We start from the raw sequence: 23,472 nt of genomic DNA, 5'->3' as shown, positions 1-23,472 counted from the left end.
GTATGTTTTTATAATTAGCTAGAAACAATTTAGCAAAAGAAAATGAACCAAAGGAAAATTAGTAGAACTTTCTTTTGGTTCATTATAACTTTTTTAAATCTACTTTTATGATCATTTTTTATTTTGAAATAAACTTATTTTGGATTACATATTCAAGAGTTGTTGGTGTGTGCGCTTCGAATGTTCGAGGTGTCGCATAGGCACCGTTAGGATCTCCTAAAGCCATATAGAGGTCAACCAATTCTTTTTGGACAGTATCATTCGCACCAAATTGAGCAAATTGATTTTTTATATCGTCATAAGTCACTTGCTTATACACAATCTCTTGCTGTAACTCAGCAGAGAAGATATCTGCCGCTTCCTTAAGAGTAATATTGCTTGGTCCCATAATGTTTCTGGTCCATTGCCCTGCCCAACTAGAGTCCATAAGGTATTCTGCTGCTACATCTCCGATATCGTCAGCACTAACAAAAGGAATGTCATGATCCGTGGCATACGGAAATGAAAAATAACCATTTTTAAGGATGTCATTCTTTTGTAACAAGAAGTTTTCCATAAAATATCCAGGTCTTAAGAAAACCACATTCGATGCTACTTCTTTGAAAGCTTTTTCTAAATTCCCTACATAAGTTACAGTGCCTAGGTTATTGGAAGCTCCAGCTCCTAAGGAAGAGATAGCAACCACACGAGGGATATTATTTTCTTTAATGGTAGCTACCCCAGCAGCGATAATGTCATCATACCATTCTTTCAAACTTGATACCCCAAGTGCTGGTGGCACAAGCCAGAAAAAAGCATCTGCCCCTTTTGTATGCGCAACTACCTGTTCTACGTCACTCATATCCACTTCGCATGAAGATGAATTTGGGATATTCAAATTTTGTAAAGAGTCTAGCTTGTTTCCTAACAATACAACAGAATGATTTGCTGCTGCTACTCTTTTGGCGATACGGCTGCCTATATTACCTGCGGCTGCCCCGATTACTATTTTCATAATTTTATTGTTTTGATTTATCATTAAACATTTTATTAACTTCTTTATGGTCTCCCATAGCGGATACTGCCATAGGGTTCCAGTACTCTTTATAGTGGATGATTTTTCCCTTTTTTAGCGTGATCCGGGCGACATAGTCTTGTTTATATAATTGATTTGTCGATGGAATAATCACCTCCCCATGAAATTCTGCCCATACAATATGGTTTTCTGCCATATAACTTTTCACTTGTGAGAATGCTATATCCGGCATATTTGCCAGAGCACCTTTTAAATAATTGCCATACTGTGTTTTATTCAAAGAAGAAGGCGTACCTAACGAATAGGCATATGGATATTCGATAATGGCTTCTTCATCAAAAAGCTCGAGTACGTTTTCGGTACCTAGATTGAAGGCTTTCAATAGATCTTGAACTATTTTTTCTTGTTTTCTTTCATTTATTGAAATAGCCTCACTATTTGTTTCGGTTTGCTTTTTTTGGGCTTGACCCGAATACATATTTGTCAGAAATACAGCAATTAAGATTGCTAGTATTTGATTGAATGTTTTTGTTTTCATCTTATTATTTTTTAAATTTCTAATTATTTTACAAATTTATGAGCTATACTTGTATCACGCAAGAGGGCACTGAATAGTGCATAACTTACTTTTAGGTAGTAAATAAATAAACAATAGTAATGGAGGCTGAAAAAAAAATTAAAAAAATTTCATACTTAGAATCTTTGAACTCTAGAACCGTTTTTGATGAGAACTGTATTATACAGGTATCCTTTGCTTTGATAGCGGATAAATGGACTTTATTGATCTTAACTACTTTGATGCAAGGAACAAAACGAAATAGTGATCTACAAAAACAGGTTATTGGCATTTCTCCTAAGATGCTATCGCAGACACTAAAAACACTACTGAAATACGGAATGATTTCGCGAAAAGTATATCCCGAGGTACCACCACGTGTAGAGTATACCTTAACGGAATTTGGAAAGAGTCTTGTGGAGCCATTGTCTAGTTTTTATAATTGGTCAGTGGATTGGGAGGATAAACTTCGTACTATTTACAAAAAAACTAAAGGGAAAAAATGAGTCGTTTAGCTATAGCAGTTTGTATAGTAGTAATAGTTTAGATTGTCTTATTAAACACAATATTGGCAACAAGGCCTTTCGTTGGCAAGTTTGTTTTCAGTTAAATGATTGCCTGAATTCCAAAGGAGAGAACTGTGTTTTGGATTTGAAAAGTTTGCTGAATGATTGTGAGTGTTCAAAGCCTAATTCATAAGCAATTTCGCTTATTGTAAGGTTTGTTGTAGATAATTTTTCTTTGGCTTTTTCAATCAGTTTTTCGTGAATATGTTGCTGAGTGTTTTGACCAGTTAGGACTCTAAGTAGACTCCCTAAGTAACTTTGTGAAACATTCAATTTTTCTGAAACATCTTGAACAGATGGTAAGCCTTTTATTACCAAATCATCACTGTTAAAGTAATCTATCAATAGTTTCTCCAAGCGTTCTAAAATTTGATGATTGGCCTTCTCCCTTGTTATAAATTGACGATTGTAAAACCGTTCAGAATAGCTGAGCAAATTTTCAATATGCGTGCTTATAATTTGTTTGCTGAATTTATCAATATTTGCTTGATACTCTTGCTGAATGTTTTGAATAATACCATTTATTATAGATTTTTCCTTAGGCGAAAGAAACAGTGCCTCGTTTATGGCGTAATCAAAAAAATCGTATTGCTTGATTGTTTTTGCCAAAGCTGTGCCCCAAATAAAATCAGGATGGATAAGTAATATCCATCCTGAGTTCACCGGCGTATGGTTTTTGTCAACCTCCACGCGAAATACCTGGTTTGGTGCCATAAAAAACAGTGAGCCTTCATCAAAATCGCACTGCTGATATCCATATCTAAAATTGGTATGGGAAGATTTTTTTAAAGAAATAGCATAAAAATCAAGTACCCAATTCATTGAATTGCTTTCATCCGAATGCTTTATCGTAGCGTAATCTATCACACTGATCAAAGGATGCTCAGGAGCTGGTAGACCTCTGAATTTATGAAACTCACTAATTGTTTTAATTCTATAGGGTTTTTTATTTGCCATATCTAAATGTACCAATTATTGGTTATATACCTTTGCAAACTCTTTGGCAAAATCTTTTAGTTTTACTTTCTCGAATTTTGGCTTATTACTGTAATAATCTTCTAATAGTTTGCCATTATGAATACTTTTGTGCATTTCTGTTAATCCTTCTGCTATTTTAGGGTTAAGTCCAATTGATAAAGCTCCATTTAACATATCCCCATCAGAAATCAAAATCCATTTTAAGTCTGGTTTTCCAATTGCCTCACCCAACGTTTTTGCTATTTCATTACAAGTTAACTCTTCACTTACTATGTAGCGCACTTTTCTTTCTGAGAATGAACCTTCTAATTCCTCAGCAACAACTTCGGCAATATCAGAAGGTGATACCCAAGGACACTTATCATCTTCACCATAGTTAGAAGCTATAATTCCTTGAGATTTTATTGCAGGAATAAATCCAAATAAATTATAGTAGAAAGATGTAGGCCTTAGCGTCGTAATTTTAATTTCTTCTGGTAAGGACTTAAAGATATTTTCTACATTGGTATGTGCAATAAGTTGGCCATTATCTTTATTCATATTACCGCCTATACTACTTAAATATATAACCTTTTTTACATTTGATTTTAAAATAGCTTCAGCATAGTTATTACCAACTTGTTTGTAAAATTCTATTTGATCGAAATCTTGGTCGAAGTAGTCTCCCGGTGGAATCATACAATACACAGCATCTGCACCTGTGAATGATTCTGTTAAAAAATCTACATCTTCCATAGTGCCAATAGCAGGAATCGCTCTAATCTCTTCAATTGCTTTTACTCTTTCTGGGTTACTACTTATTAACGTAACCGTATGTCCTTTTTCAATTAATTCTTCTACAAGAGGTTTGCTGATGTTGCCCAATGAGCCTGTTAATACAAATTTCATTTTTTTCTGTTTTTTTGTTTATACAAAGTTGCTGTTTCATTGAGCAACAGATGTAGCCAAAACGATTGTTGTTGTAGTCAGAATAGAAGGTCTTTGAAAAAGGACAAGCTATTTGCGCTGTGGATGGGTCAACCCTTCGACCAAAGGTTTAGCTATGGTTTGTAAGAAGGGCAGGGCGGAAAAATTGCACGAACCATTCGGTTGAACACACGCCGCCCGCCGCTGCGGATTCTAATTATTTTTCTTCAGTTAAACGATTGCCTAAACTCTAATGGAGTAAGTTTGGTTTTTGTTTTAAAAAACTTACTGAAGGATTGTGGGTGCTCAAAACCCAAAACATAGGCAATCTCACCCACCGATAGACTGGTTGTGGATAATTCCTCCTTGGCTTTTTCTATTAACTTATAATGAATATGCTGCTGAGCATTTTGCCCGGTCAGTGAGCGTAACATGTCACTTAAATAGCTTGGCGATACATTGACTTGATCGGCTAAATAGTGAACAGATGGTAAGCCGAAATCTAATGGTTTTGAGCTGCTAAAATAATCGTTTAAAAGGTCTTCTAGCCTTAACAACAGGTCGTTGTAAACAGCTTTATGTGTGATAAACTGGCGGTTGTAAAATCGATTGCTGTAGTTGAGCAACAACTCTATTTGGGAAATAACCACATCATGACTAAAATCATCTATTCTGCTTTTTAATTCATCGTCTATGATTTTGAAAATAGACATGATGATTTCTTTTTCTTCGGCCGAAAGATGTAATGCTTCATTGGCAGCGTATGAAAAAAAACCATATTGCTTTATTTTTTTAGCCAATGGATACGTCAATAAAAAATCAGGGTGAATAAAAAAGATATAACCCGAAGCCGAACTTTTAGGACTTTCGAACAGCTGATTTGGAGCAGTAAAGATCAGTCCACCCTCACCAAAGTCATAGTAGTTTTGACCATATCTTGCTTGTCCACAAAGCGTCGTTTTATAAGCAATCTTATAAAAGTTTAAAATAAAGAAATCAAATGATACCTCTGTTGAGATTGAGATTTCTTCAATATTTATAAAACTTATCAAAGGGTGGGAGGGCTTTGGTAGCCCAAATGTACGATGAAAGTCCGATAGCGAATCAAATTTTCTAGTTATGTTTTTTTCTTTTTTCATATCTAGTAGTTAGAAAACGACAACCGATAAGATACTAAATATCGGTCATCGTCAAACCCGCATTATGTAATAGAAAATCTATTACATCTTTGAACTGCTTTAAATACTACCGCTTCGCTATATTTTTTAATTTCACCATAGCGATGCTATGCAAAAATTAAGAAAACACTAGTATTTATTGCATCTCAAAGCTTCATCACGAAGTTCTATTGCACAATGAGGGTTAAAGTTAAAAAATATTTTATTTTGATCAACCCTGCGCGGCATTGGATACATCTTTCCAAGCTTCCCATGTTGCCAGTCGCTCGTTGTAAGCCTTACGTACGGAAGGCAATGTTAGATTGCCCAAGAAAAGTCGTAGAGGTGGTTGCTCTGCATCTACAACTTTGAAAAGAGCCTCAGGGGTAGCGTTTGGGTTTCCTCTTTCTAAGTTTCGCAGACCTTGTACAAATTGCCCTTTAAAATCTGAGTAGATGTCAAGCCCATTGGCCATCTTTAATGACTCCGGACTGCCGAACTCTGTGGCATAAGAACCTGGCTCAATAAGTGTAACCTTGATGTTAAAGGAGCTGACCTCTGCAGCCAAACTTTCATGAATTGCTTCAAATGCCCATTTTGTAGAACAATAATACCCGATTACCGGCATAGATTCAAGACCTAGACTACTTGATACGCCCAATATGTGACCACCACCTTGCTTACGTAACAATGGCAGTGCTGCCTGGATAACGGAGAGCGCGCCAAAAATATTGGTCTCGTAGAGTGCCCGAACATCGTCCAAACCTGCTTCCTCGATAGTACCAACAAGTGAATAGCCGGCATTGTTCAGGACGACATCCAGTCTGCCGAAATGATTGTAGGCTTGCTTGAGTACAGCCTTTACTTGATCCGTCTTTGTCACATCAAGCGCTAGCGTGAGCACATTTTCGCCGTACTTTTTTGGAAGATCAGATATGTTCTCTAATTTGCGGGCAGTTGCTACAACTTTATCTCCGCGCTCAAGTGCAGCTTCTGTCCAAATACGCCCAAATCCACGAGAAGAACCCGTGATAAACCAAACTTTGTTTTCTTTTTGATATTTCATGATCTTAAATTTTAATATTAGAATAGTACAAAGGTCAATAATCACATGTGCCTTCTTGTAGCCGAATTGGGGAACGATGTAGCCAAAATGAGGAAGTTGGGTTTGTTTGGTATAATCTAATCAATCACCATAGTGATTGATTTCAATTATCAGTATGCTTTCATTGTGTAGCACCACCATTTACTAATAGGTGTTGTCCATTTACAAAGGACGATAGATCACTGGCAAAAAATTCTGCTAAGTTTGCTACATCTTCTACTTCTGCCAATCTGCCCAAGGGACAGCTTTCAATCAAAGATTTTCTTAATTCAGGATAGGCATTGGGATCTACAAATATTCCAGAATGGTCCACTGCAAAAGGAATAATAGAATTTACGGTGACGCCCCGATGCCCAATTTCTTTTGAAAGAACATCCACTAGATAGCGTGGTGTAGTTTTGCTTCCACCATAAACCGCCATTCCTGGAACGGGAAAAGCCGTGGTGCTGGAAGCAATGTAAATGATACGTCCGTTATCTTCGATGTTTTTAGCCGCTTGCTGCATTGTGAAATAAGCACCCTTGGTGTTGATATTGAACAATCTATCAAATTGCTCTTCGGTGAATTGGGTTACTGGTGTTTCTACCATTTCTATACCGGCATTGGCAACGACAATATCTATTTTTCCAAAGACTTTTTTTGTTTCATTAAATAGTCTTTCAATGTCATTTACTTTACTGACATCAGCCTGTATAGCTATTACTTTAACTCCCATGGCTTTAATATTTGATAGCGTCTCTTCTGCTGATATGTTATCTTTTGAAAAGTTTATCACAATATTGGCACCAAGGGCAGCATATCTTTCTGCTATGGCTTTTCCTAAACCTCTTGCGGAACCTGTTATTAAGGCTGTTTTATTTTGTAGTGTATTCATTGTTTATGTATTAAATTTCTTGTTTATGTATTTAAGTCCTGTGTCATTAATCAGTGCAAAAACTACTCCTGCAACTATAGGAACAAGTAAACCCAATACTGGGATTATTTTTAGCTCTGGGTGTACTCCAAAAAAGATGATCAAACCCAGAAACCAAGCAGGAATGTTATTTAGCCCTTTAATTTTTGTTGCATATGCGAGCGAACCAATAAGGACAAAAACGGTTAATGGAAACCCCAATGCTCCCATTACAGGTACAAGTAAACTTGCTAAAGACTGTATAAGTACTCCCATTACTATTCCCAAAATAATCTGTAAGAAACTTGGAGAATATACTTTAATCGATTTTCCGAATAAGTAATAACTTACCCAGGAAAGGAACATAACCCATGTAGCCCATCCCATAGAAAATGAGATAAATACTGCCAATGCTCCACATAGCCCCATAACAAGGGCTGTTAAAAATGTTTTCATAATATGTAATAATTAAATGATTAGAGCAGTTAAGCCATTGCTCCGTTGGCACCTATATTCTGGGCAGAAATCCACTTGGCTTCATCACTCGCCAGGAACGTTACAATTTTTGCAATATCTCCAGGCTCTCCAATACGATTGAACGCTGATAAAGAGGCTAATCTATTGATTACTGCTTCTGGTTTTCCTTTTGTGAACAGCTCGGTATTTGTAGGTCCTGGTGAAATTGAATTTACATTGATACCTCGGCTTCCTACTTCTTTTGCAAATACACGAGTCAATTGTTCAACTGCTGCTTTGGTAGCGACATAAGGTCCATATGTGGGCAACATGATTCTATTGACTGAAGTTGAAAAGTTGATAATACTCCCATTTTCTGCTAATTTTGCGGCAGCTTCGCGAAGTGTATTAAATACTCCTTTTACATTTACATCCATTTGTTTAGCAAAATCCTCGTCGGTGGTATCTTTAATAAGCGTATTGATCATAATACCTGCGTTATTGACCAATACATCAATTTTTCCGTAGTGGGCAATAGCATTATCAAAAAGGTGTTTTACATCTTGCGAGTTACTTACATCAGCTTGTATAGCGATGGCATCTCCACCATTTGTTTTGATTTGTTTTACAATCGCTGAAGCTGCTTCTTTGCTGCCCGAATAATTAATAATTACTTTTGCTCCAGCCTTGGCCAAATTTAGTGCTACCTCTGCGCCAATACCTCTTGATGCACCCGTTATAAGTGCTACTTTGTTACTTAAATTTTTCATTTGTCTATCTTTTTTAATATAACCCGGATTATGCATTAAAAAATCTATTACAGCTTGAAACTGCTTCAAAACCTAACGCTCCGCTGCATTTTTAAGTTTAACCAGAGCGATGCTATGCAAAAACTTGTAAAACACTAGGTTTTATTGCGTTTTCAACCTTCATGACGAAGTTTTAATACATAGTCCGGGTTTAATAGAACAAAGGTATTTAGGAACTATTCTTTGTTTGTTGCGCGAAATACAGCACTAGTTGTAAAATTTAAATAGAAGAGGGAAAATAGAGAACTAGTTTATTAAATAGTATGCTCTTTTCGATATTGAACAGGGGATATTTTGGTGTGTTTTTTAAAAAAGTTGCTAAAATGAGCAGTTTCAGAGAATCCTAGTCTATAGGTTATTTCTTTGATGGGCATGGATGAATTTTGCAATAGTGATTTGGCTTCGGAAATAGATTTATCGGCAATCCAGGCAGTAACAGGTTTTCCCGTTTTAGTTTTGATAATGTTACTCAGATAGTTAGGATGTAGATTTTGTGCTGCGGCATAATCCTGAACTCTAAAAACAGTTTCTGTTTTTCCTATAATTAAATCCCGGTAGTGTTTTTCAAGTAATCGCTTAAACGATTTAACAATTTGTGAACTTCTGTTTCCTTCATAAATCGGGTTGTAATCTTGCCAAAAATAGGCTTTGATTTTATAAAGCATCACTGCCAATAAATGCCCGATAATTCTATGTTTATCCGTGGATTGGTTGATGTATTCATTGTGAATATTTAGATAAATATGTGCTACTTCGTCATAAAATTCATCACTTACAATTTTAGGACTAATCGTTTCGGTCAATAAAAATGGAAATGTAGTGAAGATGTCTTTACTGATATATTGTTTTAGAAATGTTTCATCAAAAGTTATTAGATAAATTTCTTCAATTTTTTCCCAACTGAATGTTCTGTAATTACTCGGATTGGTAAAGTAGATGGAATGCGGTTGTACCACGAAAGAGTGTTCATCTATAGTATACTTTCCTTTGCCGTTTTTTACAAAAAGAAACGAAAAATAGTCAGGACGGAATGAAGGGGATTGATATGGGAGTGTAAAATTAATATCCTTCAAATTAAGAATAGCAAATCCTTCAGAAGGTTGAATTAAATCTACAGATAATCCTAAGTGAAGATATAATTCATAGAGTGACTTTGCCTCAGGATTTTCGTTTTTCATTTCCTAGAATTTACCTTGAATGTTATACTACATTGGCATAGTAGTTATTAGCAAATTTAGAAAATCAGACTTAATGATCAAGTAATATTTAGGAAGAACTGAAGGTAGGATAAAAAGTTTCATCCAATGGCTGTTTTACAGCATCATTTTCCTTTTGTAATATCTTATTCCAATAAGATTCTTGTTTGCGGTTGCTTTTCATATTCTTATTAATCTATCTTTTATAGTTTCAGATACAACGTAAGTATAATGTTTTACTGTTTTTAGAATGACATATTTTTTAGGCTGCTAAGATGTTTTTTATAAATCCTTGTACGTTGTCTTATTTTATTAGAATGTTCAGTATTATAAATAAGTCATTCCAAAAGAGGTAACCCTAGAGGGCAATCTATAAAATACTGCCAAGAACCATCTTCTCTTTGTTTAAGAACTTCAGTAGAAGATCCTTCACCCATTTTATTCCCTTGCCCATCTACAATACTCCAATTTGCTTGCAACACAGCAATATTACCATTGATCAACTCTCCAGTAACTGTACTTAGAAGTCTGGCTTTTACATCTATAAAAGGTTGGAAGCTTGCTCTTATTGTATCTAAACCAGATTTAGTAGGTTCCGTCGGGGGAAAAGACATTACATAATCAGGATGGAAAAAATCCAATACATTTTCTATGTTACCTTCGATAATACATTCACTAATCTCATTGGCGACGTCTCTAGGTCGCATTGCTTTTCTTGTTATCATGTTATTTATTTTAAATTGTTACATCTGGTGGGCGATTGTCCATATCAAACACCAACTTCCATTCACCTGCATTGTTTTTTCTAAAAATAACAACTACACGACCTGATTCTCCTATTTCACTGCTATCTTCTGGACTGGTACCTGCAATTCTAAACTGTCCTGCTATATAACCAAGACCCTCTACTGCAATTGCCTGTTCTTCTTTAAAAAATACTTTTGGTTTTATGGCAAAACTTTTAGTGAAGCCTTCTTTTACTATAGGGATTCCTATTTCTATAGGTTTAGCACTATTAGCATAAACGATTTCTGGATCGTACACAGCCATTAATGCCTCTATGTCATTATTGTTAAAAGCTTTTAGCCATTGGTCTAGGGCATTTCTAACTTCTGTTACTATATTTTCATTCATTTTTTTTTATTTTATTTTACTTCGGGATTGAAAGGCGAAAAACTAATTAACTTCCAATCTATTTGGTTATGAAATTCCGTTTGTATCCATTGTTTGGTTCTGAATAGCCAATAGCGTCCTGTACCCATGGTTTTTTCTAAATCTTTGGATTCTTCTTGATCGAAGAATAGTTCTGTTTCACCCGAAAGTTGTAGAGAATGCCCTTTTTCAAAATCAATAAAGAGTAAACCTGCTTTGGGATCTTGAAGAAAATTACCTAAGGTGTTGAACAAATTATTACCAACATAATCCGGGATTCTTAAGGTACCGTCATCTAGGATTTCAATAAAACCGGTAGCGCCTCCACGATGCGAAGCATCCATATCGCCATTTAAATTCATACTACCCAAAAAGAAAGTGTCTGCATTTTTTATCCATTGTTTGTGGATACTATTTAGAATTGTCCCTTTTAATTCTTCAACTCCAAGTTTAGATGGTTCTTCAGATAAAACAGGTATACGTTGTTGGATGTATTTAGGACAGTTAGGATACGCTTCAGACACTGTGACCTCTATTTTATCAGAAAGTAATGTGGCATAGCCATTCAGTCGATATCTTGATCTTGTGGCTGTGTCAATAAATAACATTCCTATCTTAGACTCAACAAGAATATTTTTAAACAAAATCTCTGTTTGAGTGCTTTTCAATTGATCTAGGTAAATGTCAATCTGCTTAGGTGTTTTAACTTTAACAAATCCCTTGTCACCAATGAGCATAGAAGCCCAAATATTAGTATTTACATCTGTAGTGCTTACAATAATAGTCGATTGTTGTTCTATAAATGGAATCAGTTGATCCATAATATGGTCTTTCAACATTCGTTCTGCAAGACGTGGATTATGTGAAATGTTATATTTTTTCTGGATTTCTAATTCTCCTTTATGAAAATGTGATTTTTTCATCTTTATATGTTTTAATACTAATTTTGGGCAACTAACTCAAAGTTTCATATCGAAATATGAATACATAATTTAGGTTTAAGACAAATTCCAGTTTACAGAATTAACCCATTCATTAACTGGTTGTGGTTCAATGTCTAAAAGTTGGTTGGTTCTTGCGAAATCTTTATTTACAAAATCAGTGTAATTTTGCTCTACATATCGATAAAGATTTGAGATTTCTTTTGCAGCTATTTCTCCAAATCCTGGTTTAAGTTGTTGTTCGAACTCATCTACCGGTACAGCAACAAAATTGAGCTCTTGATTTATTTTTGCTGATATAGCTGTTGCAATTTCATTTCCTGTGACGAGATTACCACCAATCGGAAGTGTCTGTCCTGTCAGTTCGGGTTTTGAAATAGCTTTGACTACATATTGTGCTAAATCAGAGTGACTGATCCAGGGTATTTTTTTATCAGAAGCCAATGGGTAAGGTACAATTTTATGTTCTAAAATAACCGGTATAGACCAGGGAGCTGCAATATTGTCAAGATAAATATCAGGTGCCAGCGTAATAACATTTAAACCAGATGCATCTAATAGTTTTTTCATGGCTACTTTGATATCAAGTGCCAAAAAGCCTGTTTCTTGTTTTGCAAGATGAAAAGTAGTGTTATAAATTATCAAGCCTACGTTTTCTTGTTTTGCAGCAGTTATAAAGTTTTCAGTATAGGATTTAGCGAGTTCTATATCAAAAATAAGAGGAAAAGAATATACAGCTGCTTGAGCTCCGCGCATTGCTTTTGCTAATGACTCTTGATTTTCTAGTCCTCCTTGTACTACCTCAATTCCTTCTCTTGGAGGCACGCCATTACCAGGGTCTCTTTTGAGTGTTGTTACATTGTGATTTTCATTTAATAAGGCTTGTGCTATATTACCACCTTGGAACCCTGTGGCTCCTGTTACAAATACTTTCATTTTTATTGATTTTTAATTGTTAAACTTGATTTATTGTGAAATGAATTTCTTTATTAATTGAGCTACTTCGGAGCTATATTCTTCGAGCATAAAATGGCCTCCATCAAAAAAATGGAGTTCTACATCCTTTAAATCTTTAGTATAGGCTTCTCCTCCAGGTTTACTAAAAAACTTATCATTAGTTCCCCAAACTAACAGGGTAGGAGGTTGGTGCTTTTTCAGGTAATTTTGCCAGGCTGGGTATTTTTCGAAGTTTGTTCCATAATTATCAAAGAGTGTTAAAAATGGTTCTTGGGCACCCGGTCTTTGTAGAAAAGCGTAATCAAGATAATAAGAAGATGGGTCAATTAGGCTAGCGTTCTTAGTACCTGTTATATATTGTTCTTTAATACCTTCTAAACTTACCAAGTGTTTTTTGTATTCATTCAGTTTTTCTTGATCGTTATTCTGCATGTATTCTCCAATCTCCAAAGCCCATTCTCCTAGACCTTCTAGGTAAACGTTCGCGTTTTGGATAATCAATCCTTTGATCAATTCTGGTCGTTGTGTGGCGATACGAAACCCTATTGGACCACCATAATCTTGTAAGAATAAATAAAACTTCTTTAGCTCAAGTTTATCTATGAACTGATTTATTGTATGACTAATGTTATCGAAAGAATACTCATACTGCCTTGTGATTGGCCTAGAACTGAATCCGAACCCTGGATAATCTGGTGCAATAACGTGATATTTATCTTTTAGCAGATTCATCAGTTCTTTATACATATGTGATGATGTAGGGTTTCCGTGCAGAAACAAAATGGTTTCTTTGTTTTGCTGACCTTCTTCTCTATAAAAAATGGATAGGTCGTCTATTTTGATTGTTCTATTCATAATACATTCTTAACTGTTATTTTTTTTATTACAGTTTTGATTAAAAAAAATCAAAACTGATTTTTAAATGCTTCCAAAGTTTGAGGTTCTAAAATATCTATGATGGCATTGTCTATTTCACCAAACATTGATAGTAACTTTTCATTAATTTGCCCTCCTATTTTACAACTCACATCTGGAATATTGCTAGAAAGATTAAGCACGTGACTACTTCCTTTTACGGCTTCAAAAATATCTGCTAATGAAATGTTTTTAGCGGATTTTCCTAATTTCACGCCACCATTTTTTCCTTCTTTACTATCTACTAAACCACTACTTTTAAGCGCTATTAACTCTTTTCGTACTAAAACTGGATTTATTTTGAGACTCTCTGCTATTTTAGCAGATGAATGCCATTCTCCTGGATAGTACGCTAGCAGAGTCATTATATGAAGCGATATAGAAAATTTACTTTTTACCATTTTAATTACTGTAATTAAAATTATTACAGTACAAATATATATAATTAAATTTGTATCTGATAAAATTTCATTGTTTTTTTCTGGTTCACAGTGATCTAGTATTAGAAAAGAAGTGCTTACTCGGTCTTCTATTTATATTTAATTAACATTTTTCACCTGGGTTTATCTTTAGATGTTTTTCAGGAATGTTCTAATTTTTGCAATGATTTTATCGCCATCTTCTTCTAATGCGAAGTGAGCAGTATCATATATATTATAATCAATGTTTTTGACATCTTTTTTAAAGCTTTCGGCTCCGATTTCTGGGAAAAATTCATCATTCTTACCCCATACAATTAACATAGGTGGCTGATTATCTCTTAAGTATTGTTGCCATTCAGGATATAATTTCAGATTATTTTGATAATCATCAAATAAATCAACGTTTACATCGTGAGCATTTGGTCTAGAAAGTCTTAAGTAGTCTAAATGCCAAGTGTCAGGATTGATATTTTCTTCATTTCTCGTGCCATGAGTGTACTGCCACTTTAATCCTTTTAAAGAAAAGGCTGGTAATAGTGCTTTTTCGGTATTCTCGTTTCTATCTTTCCAAAGGGCTTGAATACCGGCCCAAGCTGGTCCTAATCCTTCTACATAAGCATTTCCGTTCTGATTGATAATAGCAGTAACTCTTTCTGGGTGTGTAGTAGCAATTCTAAAACCAACCGGAGCACCGTAATCTTGTATAAACAAAGTATATGAGCTTAGATTCTTTTTCTCTAAAAAAGCATCTATTGTTTTGGCAATGTTATCAAATGTATACTCATATTCATCAGGTGAAGGAAAATCACTATTTCCAAATCCAGGGTAATCAGGTGCAATCAAATGATAATCATTGGATAATGCGTTCAAGACTTTTCTATATTGGTGAGATGAAGATGGGAAACCGTGTAATAACACAATTGTTGGGTTTTCTGGGTTTCCGGCTTCTCGATATGCTATATTGATACCATTAATTTTAGTGTTTCTAAATTTTGTACTTGTCATTTCTGAGAGATTTTTGGTTTTCATAATTAAATTATTTGTTGCTTTTTCGTTTTTTGTTTCTTGACATCCGAATACTATCATTAGTATTATAAGGTGTAGTGAGATTAATTTTTTCATTTTGTTTTGTTTTAGAGTTTATAATTTTCTTTCGGATTCTTTTATTTTTAAATCATTGATACTTGCATACCGTTTTTTCATCAGGCCATTTTCATCAAATTCCCAATTTTCATTGCCGTATGCTCTGAACCATTGGTCGTTTTTGTCTCGATACTCATATTCAAATCGTACTGCGATTCTATTATCTTGATATGCCCATAATTCTTTTTTAAGCTTATAATCGAGTTCTTTTTTCCATTTGTCAGAAAGAAAAGCTTGTACTTCTGCTCGTCCATTAATGAATTGATTTCGATTGCGCCATTCTGTGTCCAAGCTATAGGCATTTGATATGACAATAGGGTCTTTGCTGTTCCAAGCGTCTTCTGCCATTTGAACCTTTTGTTCTGCCGTTTCTTGGTTAAACGGAGGTAACGGATGTTTTTTATTCATATCATTTTGTATTAAATTACCGAACATTCGGTAAAAAATTAAATTAAATTTTTTTTATTCCAGATATCTCTTTTCGATAGCTTTTATGGTATTATCAAAAATAGTAGTATCATTTAAACCTTTAGTTACGATAAGACTACCTTGAATCTCGATTAATGTTTGAACTGCTTTTTCTTTTGCTTTAAGAGAAGGTAAATTCAGAGCTAGTCCTATTTGTGTAAATGCGTTAATCCACGATATCATCCCATTATTAACTTGTTTTTCAAATAGTTCTAATCCTGTTTGCATTGAAAACGCGCGAAAAACACAAGTCTCAGTTCCTTCATTATATAGTGTTCTGATATGAGCTAAGCCATTTGCTAACCGTTGTCTTGGTCTAGTGTTTTCATCGGTCAATGCAAAAAAGATATGACCTTCTACCCAGTTGTCTATATGATCAAAAACACGTTCTGCCATCTCTTTTTTTCCTTTAGGAAATCTATGGTATAAGCTCGCTTTTTTTAAACCTATTACCTCTGATATTTCATTTAAACTGGTTCCTTCATAGCCTTTAGCGCGAAAGACTTTGGTTAAGCCAATTATCAAATCTGTATCTAAAACTTTTTGTGGTCTCATAAGGCAAAGATAAACAAAAAATGTTATTTACCAAACGTTCGGTAATAAATTTATATCCAATTTCGCAAAATGTGCAGGTTATATCTCCTAACTTGATCACAACAAAACCCTCATAAACAAATGTTTATCAGGGTTTTGTTGTGATTGATAAAAATTAATTAATCTATGACAGTTTTAGTAGGTGTTTTTTTAAATTCAATTATCAGAATCAATCAATAAAGGTGTTTTTCCGTCCGTAATAATTATTTTACTATTAGGTGAATCAGACAATTTGTTAAAAGCTTCAATACTTCTAATTTTAATAATTTCTTTTGTCAATCCTTCAGAAAGAATTTTTTGAGCATCTCTTTCACCTTCTGCATTTATTACTTTTCTGTCTGCCTCCAATTTTGCTTGTTGAAGTACAAATTCCATTCGCATTGCGTCCTGCTCAGCTTGTAATTTTCGTTCAATAGAATTAGCTAAACCTCTGGGTAATTGTATACTTTTCATCAAAACGGCTATAAGTTCAATTCCATCAGCTTGCTTTTTGAGATTTACTTCCATTTTAGCCTTGATTTCCTCTTCTATTTTCGCACGCATTCCGGAGTGCATATCTTTCGCAAAAAATTGAGCACAAACGTCAGAAGAAGCGGATCTAAATACACTGGTAATTATTGATTCATATCCTTGACCTAAATTTTCTAGTACTGATGGGATCTTGTTTTGTTCTAAACGGTATAAAATGGAAATTTCAGAATTAACGCTAAGCCCTTCTTTACTTGGTAAGCTAAGAATCAATTTTATATTGTTAGTTTGGGTTGATTCTCTTATCACTTTACTAACAAGAGGATTATAAAACACTGTACCTTGTGTTGATACTTTATCCGAAAATTCGCCTAATGTTTGCTTTACTCCAGCTTCACCAGGTCTTATGACTGCACAATTAGAGCATATTATTAAGACTCCAATCAAAAGAAAAAAATTAGTTTTCATAGGTTTAACTTTTAATAATTAAAAAGGAATTCATTTTTTTAAAACCGTAACCGTATTCCAAGGCCTTCCATTCTTGGTGGTTGGGATTTATAATAGTTTATTTCATTATTTACCGGACTTGTTAATTGTCCGAAGATATTTACTTTATATAATTGATATAGCGAACGTTTTCTTTCTAATAAGTGATTCATATGAACTACCTGTGAATTTATTTTTAGCATTTCTTTATTTTTTAGAAACGTCAAAAGAATTGGACTTATATAGTCCATATTCGTAGTATCTAAGTAGAGATAGTTTTTAGAATTATCTGTAAACTCCTTTTTTAATAAACTGCTGTAAATTGTATGTTCATGAAAACAGAATTGTTTTATGTTATTCGAACATTTGATAGAAGTAATGTTAAAATGGCTATTAGAGATATTAGCATGTGCAATCATGGATATGACTATAAAAAAAATAGGTAAACTTCTTGATTTCCTCATCTTCTATCTCTTTTAATTGACTTAAAATTATTTTTCCATCTAAACTAATTTAGTGAACTTTTCGCATATATTTTTATTTATGTTTTTTATGTAAATTATTAAAATAGTTAATGATTTGTGCGTTGAAATTATAACGTTTATTATAAATAATATTTATGTAAAGTATTATAAATATAAATAAAAATATATGGTATAGAATATAGAAATTTGTGTGAATTAATAAGAACATTAATATTAAAAAGATGAAAAAAATAATTTACACCTTTTTGGCCATTAGTTTTATGTCTTGTAATATTGTAAATGATCACAATCGCCATGGAGCAATCGATCAGAGTATACAAAAGCAACATTCATCGAGCAATTTTGCTTTAAGTAATTCAAGCTCTCAGTCAGATGTTAAAGGCAATTCTTACCTCGATAATTTTATCAGTACTAAAAGCTTCTATAGAGAAGAAAATTCATTAATTCTTGATTATAAATATCCTTTTCTTAGCGAAGAATACAATCCTTTATTTGGTAGTTTTAATTCTTTTATAGAGGAAAACTATCTACTAAGTGAACAGTCCGTAAGTGAAATACTTCAAAATAATGATTTATCCTGTGATTCTTTATATGAAAATGTAAAAAGAAGCAGAAGAAATATTGATTATAAGTTATATGCTAAAAACGACCAGTTTTTAAGTATTCTCTTATACAAAACCAATTATTATGATTCAGAGCATCATAACTCATTTATGTTTAAAGGTCTTAATTATGATATAAAGAAAGGTAGATTTATTACATACGAAGACTTATTTACAAGTACTAGTGAAAAAGTTTTATTGTTTAAACTAAATCAGGAGTTAGAGGCACGTATTGAAGGTCAAGACTCTTTTAATGATTGTTGGAAATTGACTCATGATAAATTTGAGTTGTTTAGAAATAACTTTGTTATGAACTCAGAATCTATAAAGTTTTATTTTGATGATTGTACTGTGTGTCCAACCTATTCTGGAAATTATTTTCTAGAAATACCATTAGAAGAATTATCTCTGGTTCTGAAAACAGAAGATTCTGAGATGTCATATTTCAGATTTTAAAATTAAAAAATTGCAATTATATTTTTAGATAAGTACTGTTACCTCAATCCTGCATGCCCGTTTTATCTTATGAAAGTTTTTATTTAATTCATAAACGAAATGGGCATTAGACACAAGGTTTTGAAATTTATTTGACTATTAAACACATATATTATGATACTATCATCACATAAAACGCTTTTGGAGGATATCTGCATAGCTAAAGAAAATGGATTTACAACCGATTTTTTGTTCAGAGACGATATAATTTACGATCGAAAAACAAACAAAGGATACGGAAAAGATGATTGTATTTTGATAGAATATTGTAGACATGAGGGATTAAATGACCCTAGTGACGCTTCTATATTATTTCTAATAGAGTGTGCCGATGGAACTAAAGGGTGTTTAAGCAGCAATTATGGAATACATGCGGACCTGGATTTAATGCAATTTGCATTATCACTTAGAACTCGAGATCAACAAAATTCTCAGTAAATTAAAGCAAGAGAAGTAGCGTTTTTAAAATAATATACTTTGGTTTAAGTACAGAAAAACACCTCAACTATCTAATTTTAGGTAGTTGAGGTGTTTTATGAATGTTTCCAAAGAAAGTGTAAATGGTATACTATTAATTTTGTTTAAACATCTCTATATTTATAATTCCATCTATTTTCATATGCAGACCTTGATCTCTAGCTTGTAGGATCAATTTTGTAACAAAATCTCGTGAAGCTTTCAGTTCTGCGATTCTCATTTCTGCATGCATTACCTGAGGATGATTTTTATCCTTTGAGCTTAAGATTTGTAGGTTATGAAACTTAATTTTATCAGCAATTAAAGATAATAGTACATCAGCAGAGTTTATTGGAGAATATGTTCCTTCTACTAATTTAATACTGTTATTGATAGGATCCATTTTTTATGTGTGTTTTTAGTCGTTAGATATTCTAGTTCGCTTATGGAAATGATTTGATAACTAAGGCGTTTACAAAATGACCTTGATTCCTGTAGAGTAAGAGTTGATGATTTAAAGAAGAAAAGTCAAAAAAAGGTACTAAATTATTCCGCTTGTAAAAATTAGTTGAGTTTGTAGAATAATAAAGTACCTTCGGATTAGCAAATTCAATGTTTACACTATATTTATTCTCCTTGCCCTAGTGAGAATCCTCTTTTACCATCAAATTCATATAAATTTTCAGTTTTGATTACATCAAATCCTTTACCGTTTAGTTTAGATAAAAGAGCTATTATCTGTTCGTGATCAATGGGGTTATAACTTGGAATTGTTTTTTGTATATCCGAATTCGAGGCTACGAATCTACATCTCCAATGATCTGTACAGTATGTTTCTTCTAAACCATTTGGATATACTTTAACTCCTCGATTCGTGATCATTTTTAGTTTCAGATTGTATGAATTGATCTTAGATAAAGCATCTCCTATTACATTAGGATCAGTACCTGTCCAGTCAATAAATGCATCTACTCCTACTAGCTCTTTTTTCGATTTTTTTCGCTTGTATTCAACTGTTTTCATGCTACCAGAACCTTCAATAAACTTACTTTTAGTTAAGTTTTGAGGGGTTTTTCCTAATCTGGATATTACTTCATTGGCGAATTCTCGTGTTGATACCTTTTTCTTACTTATTTTTAGTTGATAAATATCCGAAGTATGGTATCCATCTTCGATTGTTGTTAATAAAGCATTTCTAACTTTATCTGCAATCTCTAATTGACCTATGTGAGCTAACATTAAAACCGCCGCATTAATTAGTCCTGAAGGATTAGCTATTTGTTGTCCAGCAATATCTGGTGCAGAACCGTGGATTGCCTCGAACATAGCCACATTAGTTCCAATATTTGCTGAACCTGCTAATCCAACTGATCCAGCAATTTCTGCTGCTATATCAGAAATAATGTCTCCATATAGATTAGAAGTCACAATAACATCGTAGTTTTCTGGATTTGCAGCTAGTTTTGCAGAGCCTATATCAATAATCTGAGATTCACTTTTTATCCAAGGATATTCTAATGATATTTCTTTAAAAACTTGATGAAATAATCCATCTGTCAATTTCATAATATTATCTTTCACCATACAGGTCACTTTTTTTCTTCCATATGCCTTTGCATATTCAAAGGCATAACGAATTATTCGTTCACAACCTGGTCTTGTTATTAGTTTAAGACATTGCACTACATCTTCTGTCTGCTGGTGTTCAATTCCTGCATACAAATCTTCTTCATTCTCACGTATGATGACCACATCCATATTAGGAAAATGAGTTTTGACAAAGGGGTGCAAAGAACTAACAGGTCGCACATTTGCATATAGTCCTAAGGATTTTCTAAGAGTCACATTTAAACTTTTATAGCCCTTTCCTTGAGGAGTAGTTATTGGTGCTTTGAGTATTAATTTATTACGATTAATAATTTCCCAAGATTCTTTATTAATCCCTGCAGTATTTCCAGATAAATAGACTTGCTCACCTAGATCAATAAATTCAGGTTCAATTTTGGCTCCAGCTGCTTTAAGAATATCTAGCGTAGCGGCCATAATTTCTGGACCAATACCATCACCTTTTGCAATAGCAATTTTTACAGCTTTCTGCGACTTTTTTTTGTTTGATTCTTGAACTAATGTGTTATTTTCCATCTTGTCTTATTTTATGAATAAGACAAATATCTAATTTTTTAATCATAAATTTTTATTTATATAAATTATGAATTAAATAAATATATTTTATGAATTATTAAAAAGATATGTATATGGAAGATATATCGATTTTTTGTTTTTATGCTAAAAAATCTATTTGTTAAGCAAAGGTAACAATGAATTTATTCTAAATATTTACTGATGAAAGTTAGGAGCTGGAATATGTAGTTCTCAAATCTATTTTTTACTTATGGCTATATCATTATTTATAGTAGGATTTGAATAAATTGAAATAAGATCTAATATGTTAGGTTTACTATTTTAGATAAGTTTTATTTATATTACACTTCATTTATATTCTAAATAGCTCCAATGTTTAAGCGTTCAATACTTTTTTTGATATCTATTATGTTTTTTCATAATACAATACAATCACAGACTTCTTATAGTGATTCTATTGGAATCAAAAAAGTAAAGGAGTTACAAAAAGTGTCAGAAACTACATATCGAAAAGGAGATTTTGAGTTGTATAAGAAATATGTAGATTCTTTGCAGCTGCTAGCGAAAGAATACAACCTATTGGAAGAAGAAATTTTAGCCGTTGTAGGACAAGGTATTTATTATAGTAATATAGATGTGTATGATGAGTCTCTTAAAAAATATCTTAACGCGTTAGATATAGCAAAAGAACTACCTGAGGGTTCTAAAATAAGGATTATTATTTTGGTTAATTTGGGTAATATGTATAATAATCTCGGACAATATGATAAGGCTTCACATACTTTCAAGAAGGTTATTAGACTTGCCAAAACCCATGAAAATCCAGAGCGCGTATTGATTGCTTCATATAATGCTTTGGGTATTACGGCAATGCATCAAAAGAAATATGAAGAATCTTTAGTGTATAGTCAGAAAGTAGATAGTTTTGCTACAGAGCTTTCTAGAAATGATCTAAAAATAACAGCTCTAAATAACATGGCAGATTCGTATGTGAAATTAGATAAGTACGAAGAAGCTATCAGTACTGCAGAACAAGCTCTAAAATTAATAACGGCAGAAGAATCGATAGAAAGTAAGGCTGAATCGCATTTGCATATTGGAGTGTCATTTATAGGCCTTAATAAACTTCCGGAGGGAATTCATATGCTTACAATTGCCCAAGAAATTGCGAAGAACAATCAATTTCTAGAATTAGAAATGCACGTTCATGAATATCTTGCAAAAGCTTATGAATTAAAAGGTGATTTAAAAAAGAGTGTAGAGGAACATAAAAAATACAAAGGACTAAGAGATTCTTATTTAAATACCCTTTCTGAGGGTAAACGCATTATTGCAGAAAGAGAGCTCGAAGAACAGACAACTCTTTTAAAAGAACAGAAGAAATCACTATCCAGACAAAATAAAGAAATCATTATTTACGGTTCTATAATTTGTATTATTCTTATTTTGGGAATATGGGGATATTTTTTTAATAGAAGAATTTCATTAAAAAAGCAGTCTACTGATTTAGTGCAATACAAACAGCTTTTGGAAAATGAAAACCAGAGCCTTAGAACTAAGCTGAATGCTGTAATGAAAAGAAATAATGAAAGCCTTGTAGTAACACCGGTATTGGATAATTCTTCAAAATATCAAAATTCTTCGTTAAGCCCAGAAGATCGAGATGCATATGCTGAAAGAATATTACAATATATGGAAGAACAAAAACCATATTTAAATGAAGATTTGAAGCAATCTGATTTAGCCGAAGCATTAAATATGAACATACCTCAAATTTCTGAAGTACTGAACGTATGTTTTCAAAAGAATTTCAACAATTTTTTAAATTTATATAGAATAAATGAAGTTAAAAAATTAATGAAAAACCCAAATTACGAAGAGTATAAAATCGTAGCTATTGGTTACGAAGCCGGTTTTAAAAGCAAAACTTCTTTTAATAGAGCATTCAAAAATTTAGTAGGTCTTACTCCTTCTGAGTATAGAAAAAAGAGTGCTTAAAATACAATTTATAGGTTTCAAATTATAATTTGAAACGTCTTCACTAACATTTATACATAGTTTTGAAAAAAGCAGAATGAAAAACAACGGTTTTCAGGGTTGACCTATATAT

Annotated in this window: 27 protein-coding genes; 4 read left to right on the top strand and 23 right to left on the bottom strand. The window is 33.2% G+C overall.

Translation table 11 applies throughout. From position 1 onward, the window contains the following. Nucleotides 1-118 precede the first annotated feature (118 nt). Together Q0910_RS27315 and Q0910_RS27310 are read right to left on the bottom strand one after the other, a co-directional pair. Nucleotides 119-994 (bottom strand): NAD(P)H-binding protein, encoded by an 876-nt coding sequence (locus Q0910_RS27315; RefSeq protein WP_299223668.1) that lies wholly within the window; start codon nt 992-994, stop codon nt 119-121. Between the two features lie 4 nt (nt 995-998). Beyond that, on the bottom strand, nt 999-1,553 hold the full coding sequence (locus Q0910_RS27310; protein ID WP_299223666.1) for a nuclear transport factor 2 family protein: 555 nt from the start codon (nt 1,551-1,553) through the stop codon (nt 999-1,001). A 119-nt stretch (nt 1,554-1,672) separates the two neighbouring features. Between Q0910_RS27310 and Q0910_RS27305 the strand changes: the two genes are divergently transcribed. Beyond that, entirely contained in the window at nt 1,673-2,077 is a 405-nt protein-coding gene (locus Q0910_RS27305) for a helix-turn-helix domain-containing protein (protein ID WP_299223664.1), read from the top strand. Between the two features lie 96 nt (nt 2,078-2,173). Here the strand turns inward: Q0910_RS27305 and Q0910_RS27300 are convergent, their stop codons facing one another. The 19 genes from Q0910_RS27300 to Q0910_RS27210 all read right to left on the bottom strand — a co-directional run bounded on the left by Q0910_RS27300 (nt 2,174) and on the right by Q0910_RS27210 (nt 17,646). After that, nucleotides 2,174-3,094 carry a helix-turn-helix transcriptional regulator gene (locus tag Q0910_RS27300; RefSeq protein ID WP_299223662.1) on the bottom strand — a complete coding sequence of 307 codons (921 nt, stop codon included), beginning with the start codon at nt 3,092-3,094 and terminating at the stop codon, nt 2,174-2,176. 15 nt (nt 3,095-3,109) lie between these two features. Continuing rightward, the gene (locus tag Q0910_RS27295) at nt 3,110-4,003 is read right to left on the bottom strand and encodes an NAD(P)H-binding protein (RefSeq protein WP_299223660.1); all 894 of its coding nucleotides are present in this window, start codon (nt 4,001-4,003) and stop codon (nt 3,110-3,112) included. A 245-nt stretch (nt 4,004-4,248) separates the two neighbouring features. Beyond that, complete coding sequence (locus Q0910_RS27290; RefSeq protein WP_299223658.1) at nt 4,249-5,160, bottom strand: helix-turn-helix domain-containing protein; 912 nt, start codon at nt 5,158-5,160, stop codon at nt 4,249-4,251. A gap of 250 nt (nt 5,161-5,410) precedes the next feature. Beyond that, complete coding sequence (locus Q0910_RS27285; RefSeq protein ID WP_299223656.1) at nt 5,411-6,244, bottom strand: SDR family NAD(P)-dependent oxidoreductase; 834 nt, start codon at nt 6,242-6,244, stop codon at nt 5,411-5,413. A 160-nt stretch (nt 6,245-6,404) separates the two neighbouring features. Next, nucleotides 6,405-7,157: an SDR family oxidoreductase gene (locus Q0910_RS27280; protein ID WP_299070099.1), complete on the bottom strand. Its 753-nt coding sequence runs from the start codon at nt 7,155-7,157 to the stop codon at nt 6,405-6,407. 3 nt (nt 7,158-7,160) lie between these two features. Beyond that, complete coding sequence (locus tag Q0910_RS27275) at nt 7,161-7,631, bottom strand: DUF1097 domain-containing protein (RefSeq protein ID WP_299070096.1); 471 nt, start codon at nt 7,629-7,631, stop codon at nt 7,161-7,163. 29 nt (nt 7,632-7,660) lie between these two features. Next, nucleotides 7,661-8,401 carry an SDR family oxidoreductase gene (locus tag Q0910_RS27270; protein WP_299223653.1) on the bottom strand — a complete coding sequence of 247 codons (741 nt, stop codon included), beginning with the start codon at nt 8,399-8,401 and terminating at the stop codon, nt 7,661-7,663. 293 nt (nt 8,402-8,694) lie between these two features. After that, nucleotides 8,695-9,618 (bottom strand): AraC family transcriptional regulator, encoded by a 924-nt coding sequence (locus tag Q0910_RS27265; RefSeq protein ID WP_299223651.1) that lies wholly within the window; start codon nt 9,616-9,618, stop codon nt 8,695-8,697. A gap of 356 nt (nt 9,619-9,974) precedes the next feature. Further along, nucleotides 9,975-10,361 (bottom strand): nuclear transport factor 2 family protein, encoded by a 387-nt coding sequence (locus Q0910_RS27260; protein WP_299223649.1) that lies wholly within the window; start codon nt 10,359-10,361, stop codon nt 9,975-9,977. A 10-nt stretch (nt 10,362-10,371) separates the two neighbouring features. Continuing rightward, nucleotides 10,372-10,770, bottom strand: coding sequence for a DUF4440 domain-containing protein (locus Q0910_RS27255; protein WP_299223647.1), 399 nt, complete (start codon nt 10,768-10,770; stop codon nt 10,372-10,374). An 11-nt stretch (nt 10,771-10,781) separates the two neighbouring features. After that, nucleotides 10,782-11,711 carry a pyridoxamine 5'-phosphate oxidase family protein gene (locus tag Q0910_RS27250; RefSeq protein WP_299223645.1) on the bottom strand — a complete coding sequence of 310 codons (930 nt, stop codon included), beginning with the start codon at nt 11,709-11,711 and terminating at the stop codon, nt 10,782-10,784. Nucleotides 11,712-11,786: 75 nt separating this feature from the next. After that, entirely contained in the window at nt 11,787-12,665 is an 879-nt protein-coding gene (locus tag Q0910_RS27245; RefSeq protein WP_299223643.1) for an NmrA family NAD(P)-binding protein, read from the bottom strand. Between the two features lie 30 nt (nt 12,666-12,695). Further along, a complete protein-coding gene (locus Q0910_RS27240; protein WP_299223641.1) occupies nt 12,696-13,541 on the bottom strand; it encodes an alpha/beta hydrolase in 846 nt (281 codons plus the stop codon). A 50-nt stretch (nt 13,542-13,591) separates the two neighbouring features. After that, entirely contained in the window at nt 13,592-14,002 is a 411-nt protein-coding gene (locus tag Q0910_RS27235; protein WP_299223639.1) for an Rrf2 family transcriptional regulator, read from the bottom strand. A gap of 168 nt (nt 14,003-14,170) precedes the next feature. Beyond that, nucleotides 14,171-15,145, bottom strand: a complete 975-nt coding sequence (locus Q0910_RS27230; RefSeq protein WP_299223636.1) for an alpha/beta hydrolase — start codon at nt 15,143-15,145, stop codon at nt 14,171-14,173. 18 nt (nt 15,146-15,163) lie between these two features. Further along, nucleotides 15,164-15,574 carry a nuclear transport factor 2 family protein gene (locus Q0910_RS27225; RefSeq protein ID WP_299223634.1) on the bottom strand — a complete coding sequence of 137 codons (411 nt, stop codon included), beginning with the start codon at nt 15,572-15,574 and terminating at the stop codon, nt 15,164-15,166. Between the two features lie 54 nt (nt 15,575-15,628). Continuing rightward, nucleotides 15,629-16,189 carry a TetR/AcrR family transcriptional regulator gene (locus Q0910_RS27220; protein WP_299223632.1) on the bottom strand — a complete coding sequence of 187 codons (561 nt, stop codon included), beginning with the start codon at nt 16,187-16,189 and terminating at the stop codon, nt 15,629-15,631. 195 nt (nt 16,190-16,384) lie between these two features. Further along, nucleotides 16,385-17,164: a prohibitin family protein gene (locus tag Q0910_RS27215; RefSeq protein ID WP_299223630.1), complete on the bottom strand. Its 780-nt coding sequence runs from the start codon at nt 17,162-17,164 to the stop codon at nt 16,385-16,387. Nucleotides 17,165-17,202: 38 nt separating this feature from the next. Beyond that, a complete protein-coding gene (locus Q0910_RS27210) occupies nt 17,203-17,646 on the bottom strand; it encodes a hypothetical protein (RefSeq protein ID WP_299223628.1) in 444 nt (147 codons plus the stop codon). A 242-nt stretch (nt 17,647-17,888) separates the two neighbouring features. Between Q0910_RS27210 and Q0910_RS27205 the strand changes: the two genes are divergently transcribed. Beyond that, the gene (locus Q0910_RS27205; RefSeq protein ID WP_299223626.1) at nt 17,889-18,725 is read left to right on the top strand and encodes an RsiV family protein; all 837 of its coding nucleotides are present in this window, start codon (nt 17,889-17,891) and stop codon (nt 18,723-18,725) included. Nucleotides 18,726-18,878: 153 nt separating this feature from the next. Further along, the gene (locus Q0910_RS27200; protein ID WP_299223624.1) at nt 18,879-19,202 is read left to right on the top strand and encodes a hypothetical protein; all 324 of its coding nucleotides are present in this window, start codon (nt 18,879-18,881) and stop codon (nt 19,200-19,202) included. Nucleotides 19,203-19,335: 133 nt separating this feature from the next. Here Q0910_RS27200 and Q0910_RS27195 read toward each other — a convergent pair whose 3' ends face one another. Together Q0910_RS27195 and Q0910_RS27190 are read right to left on the bottom strand one after the other, a co-directional pair. Further along, nucleotides 19,336-19,623 (bottom strand): hypothetical protein, encoded by a 288-nt coding sequence (locus Q0910_RS27195; protein ID WP_299223622.1) that lies wholly within the window; start codon nt 19,621-19,623, stop codon nt 19,336-19,338. Nucleotides 19,624-19,847: 224 nt separating this feature from the next. Further along, nucleotides 19,848-21,362 (bottom strand): NADP-dependent isocitrate dehydrogenase, encoded by a 1,515-nt coding sequence (locus Q0910_RS27190; RefSeq protein WP_299223620.1) that lies wholly within the window; start codon nt 21,360-21,362, stop codon nt 19,848-19,850. A gap of 372 nt (nt 21,363-21,734) precedes the next feature. Here Q0910_RS27190 and Q0910_RS27185 point away from each other — a divergent pair, with 372 nt between their 5' ends. Continuing rightward, nucleotides 21,735-23,360 carry an AraC family transcriptional regulator gene (locus tag Q0910_RS27185; protein ID WP_299223618.1) on the top strand — a complete coding sequence of 542 codons (1,626 nt, stop codon included), beginning with the start codon at nt 21,735-21,737 and terminating at the stop codon, nt 23,358-23,360. Nucleotides 23,361-23,472: the final 112 nt, after the last annotated feature.

The organism is uncultured Aquimarina sp. (genome assembly GCF_947495315.1).
GTDB lineage: Bacteria > Bacteroidota > Bacteroidia > Flavobacteriales > Flavobacteriaceae > Aquimarina.
The sequence above is the reverse complement of the archived record's forward strand: the minus strand, read 5'-3'. Positions and strand labels throughout refer to the sequence as shown.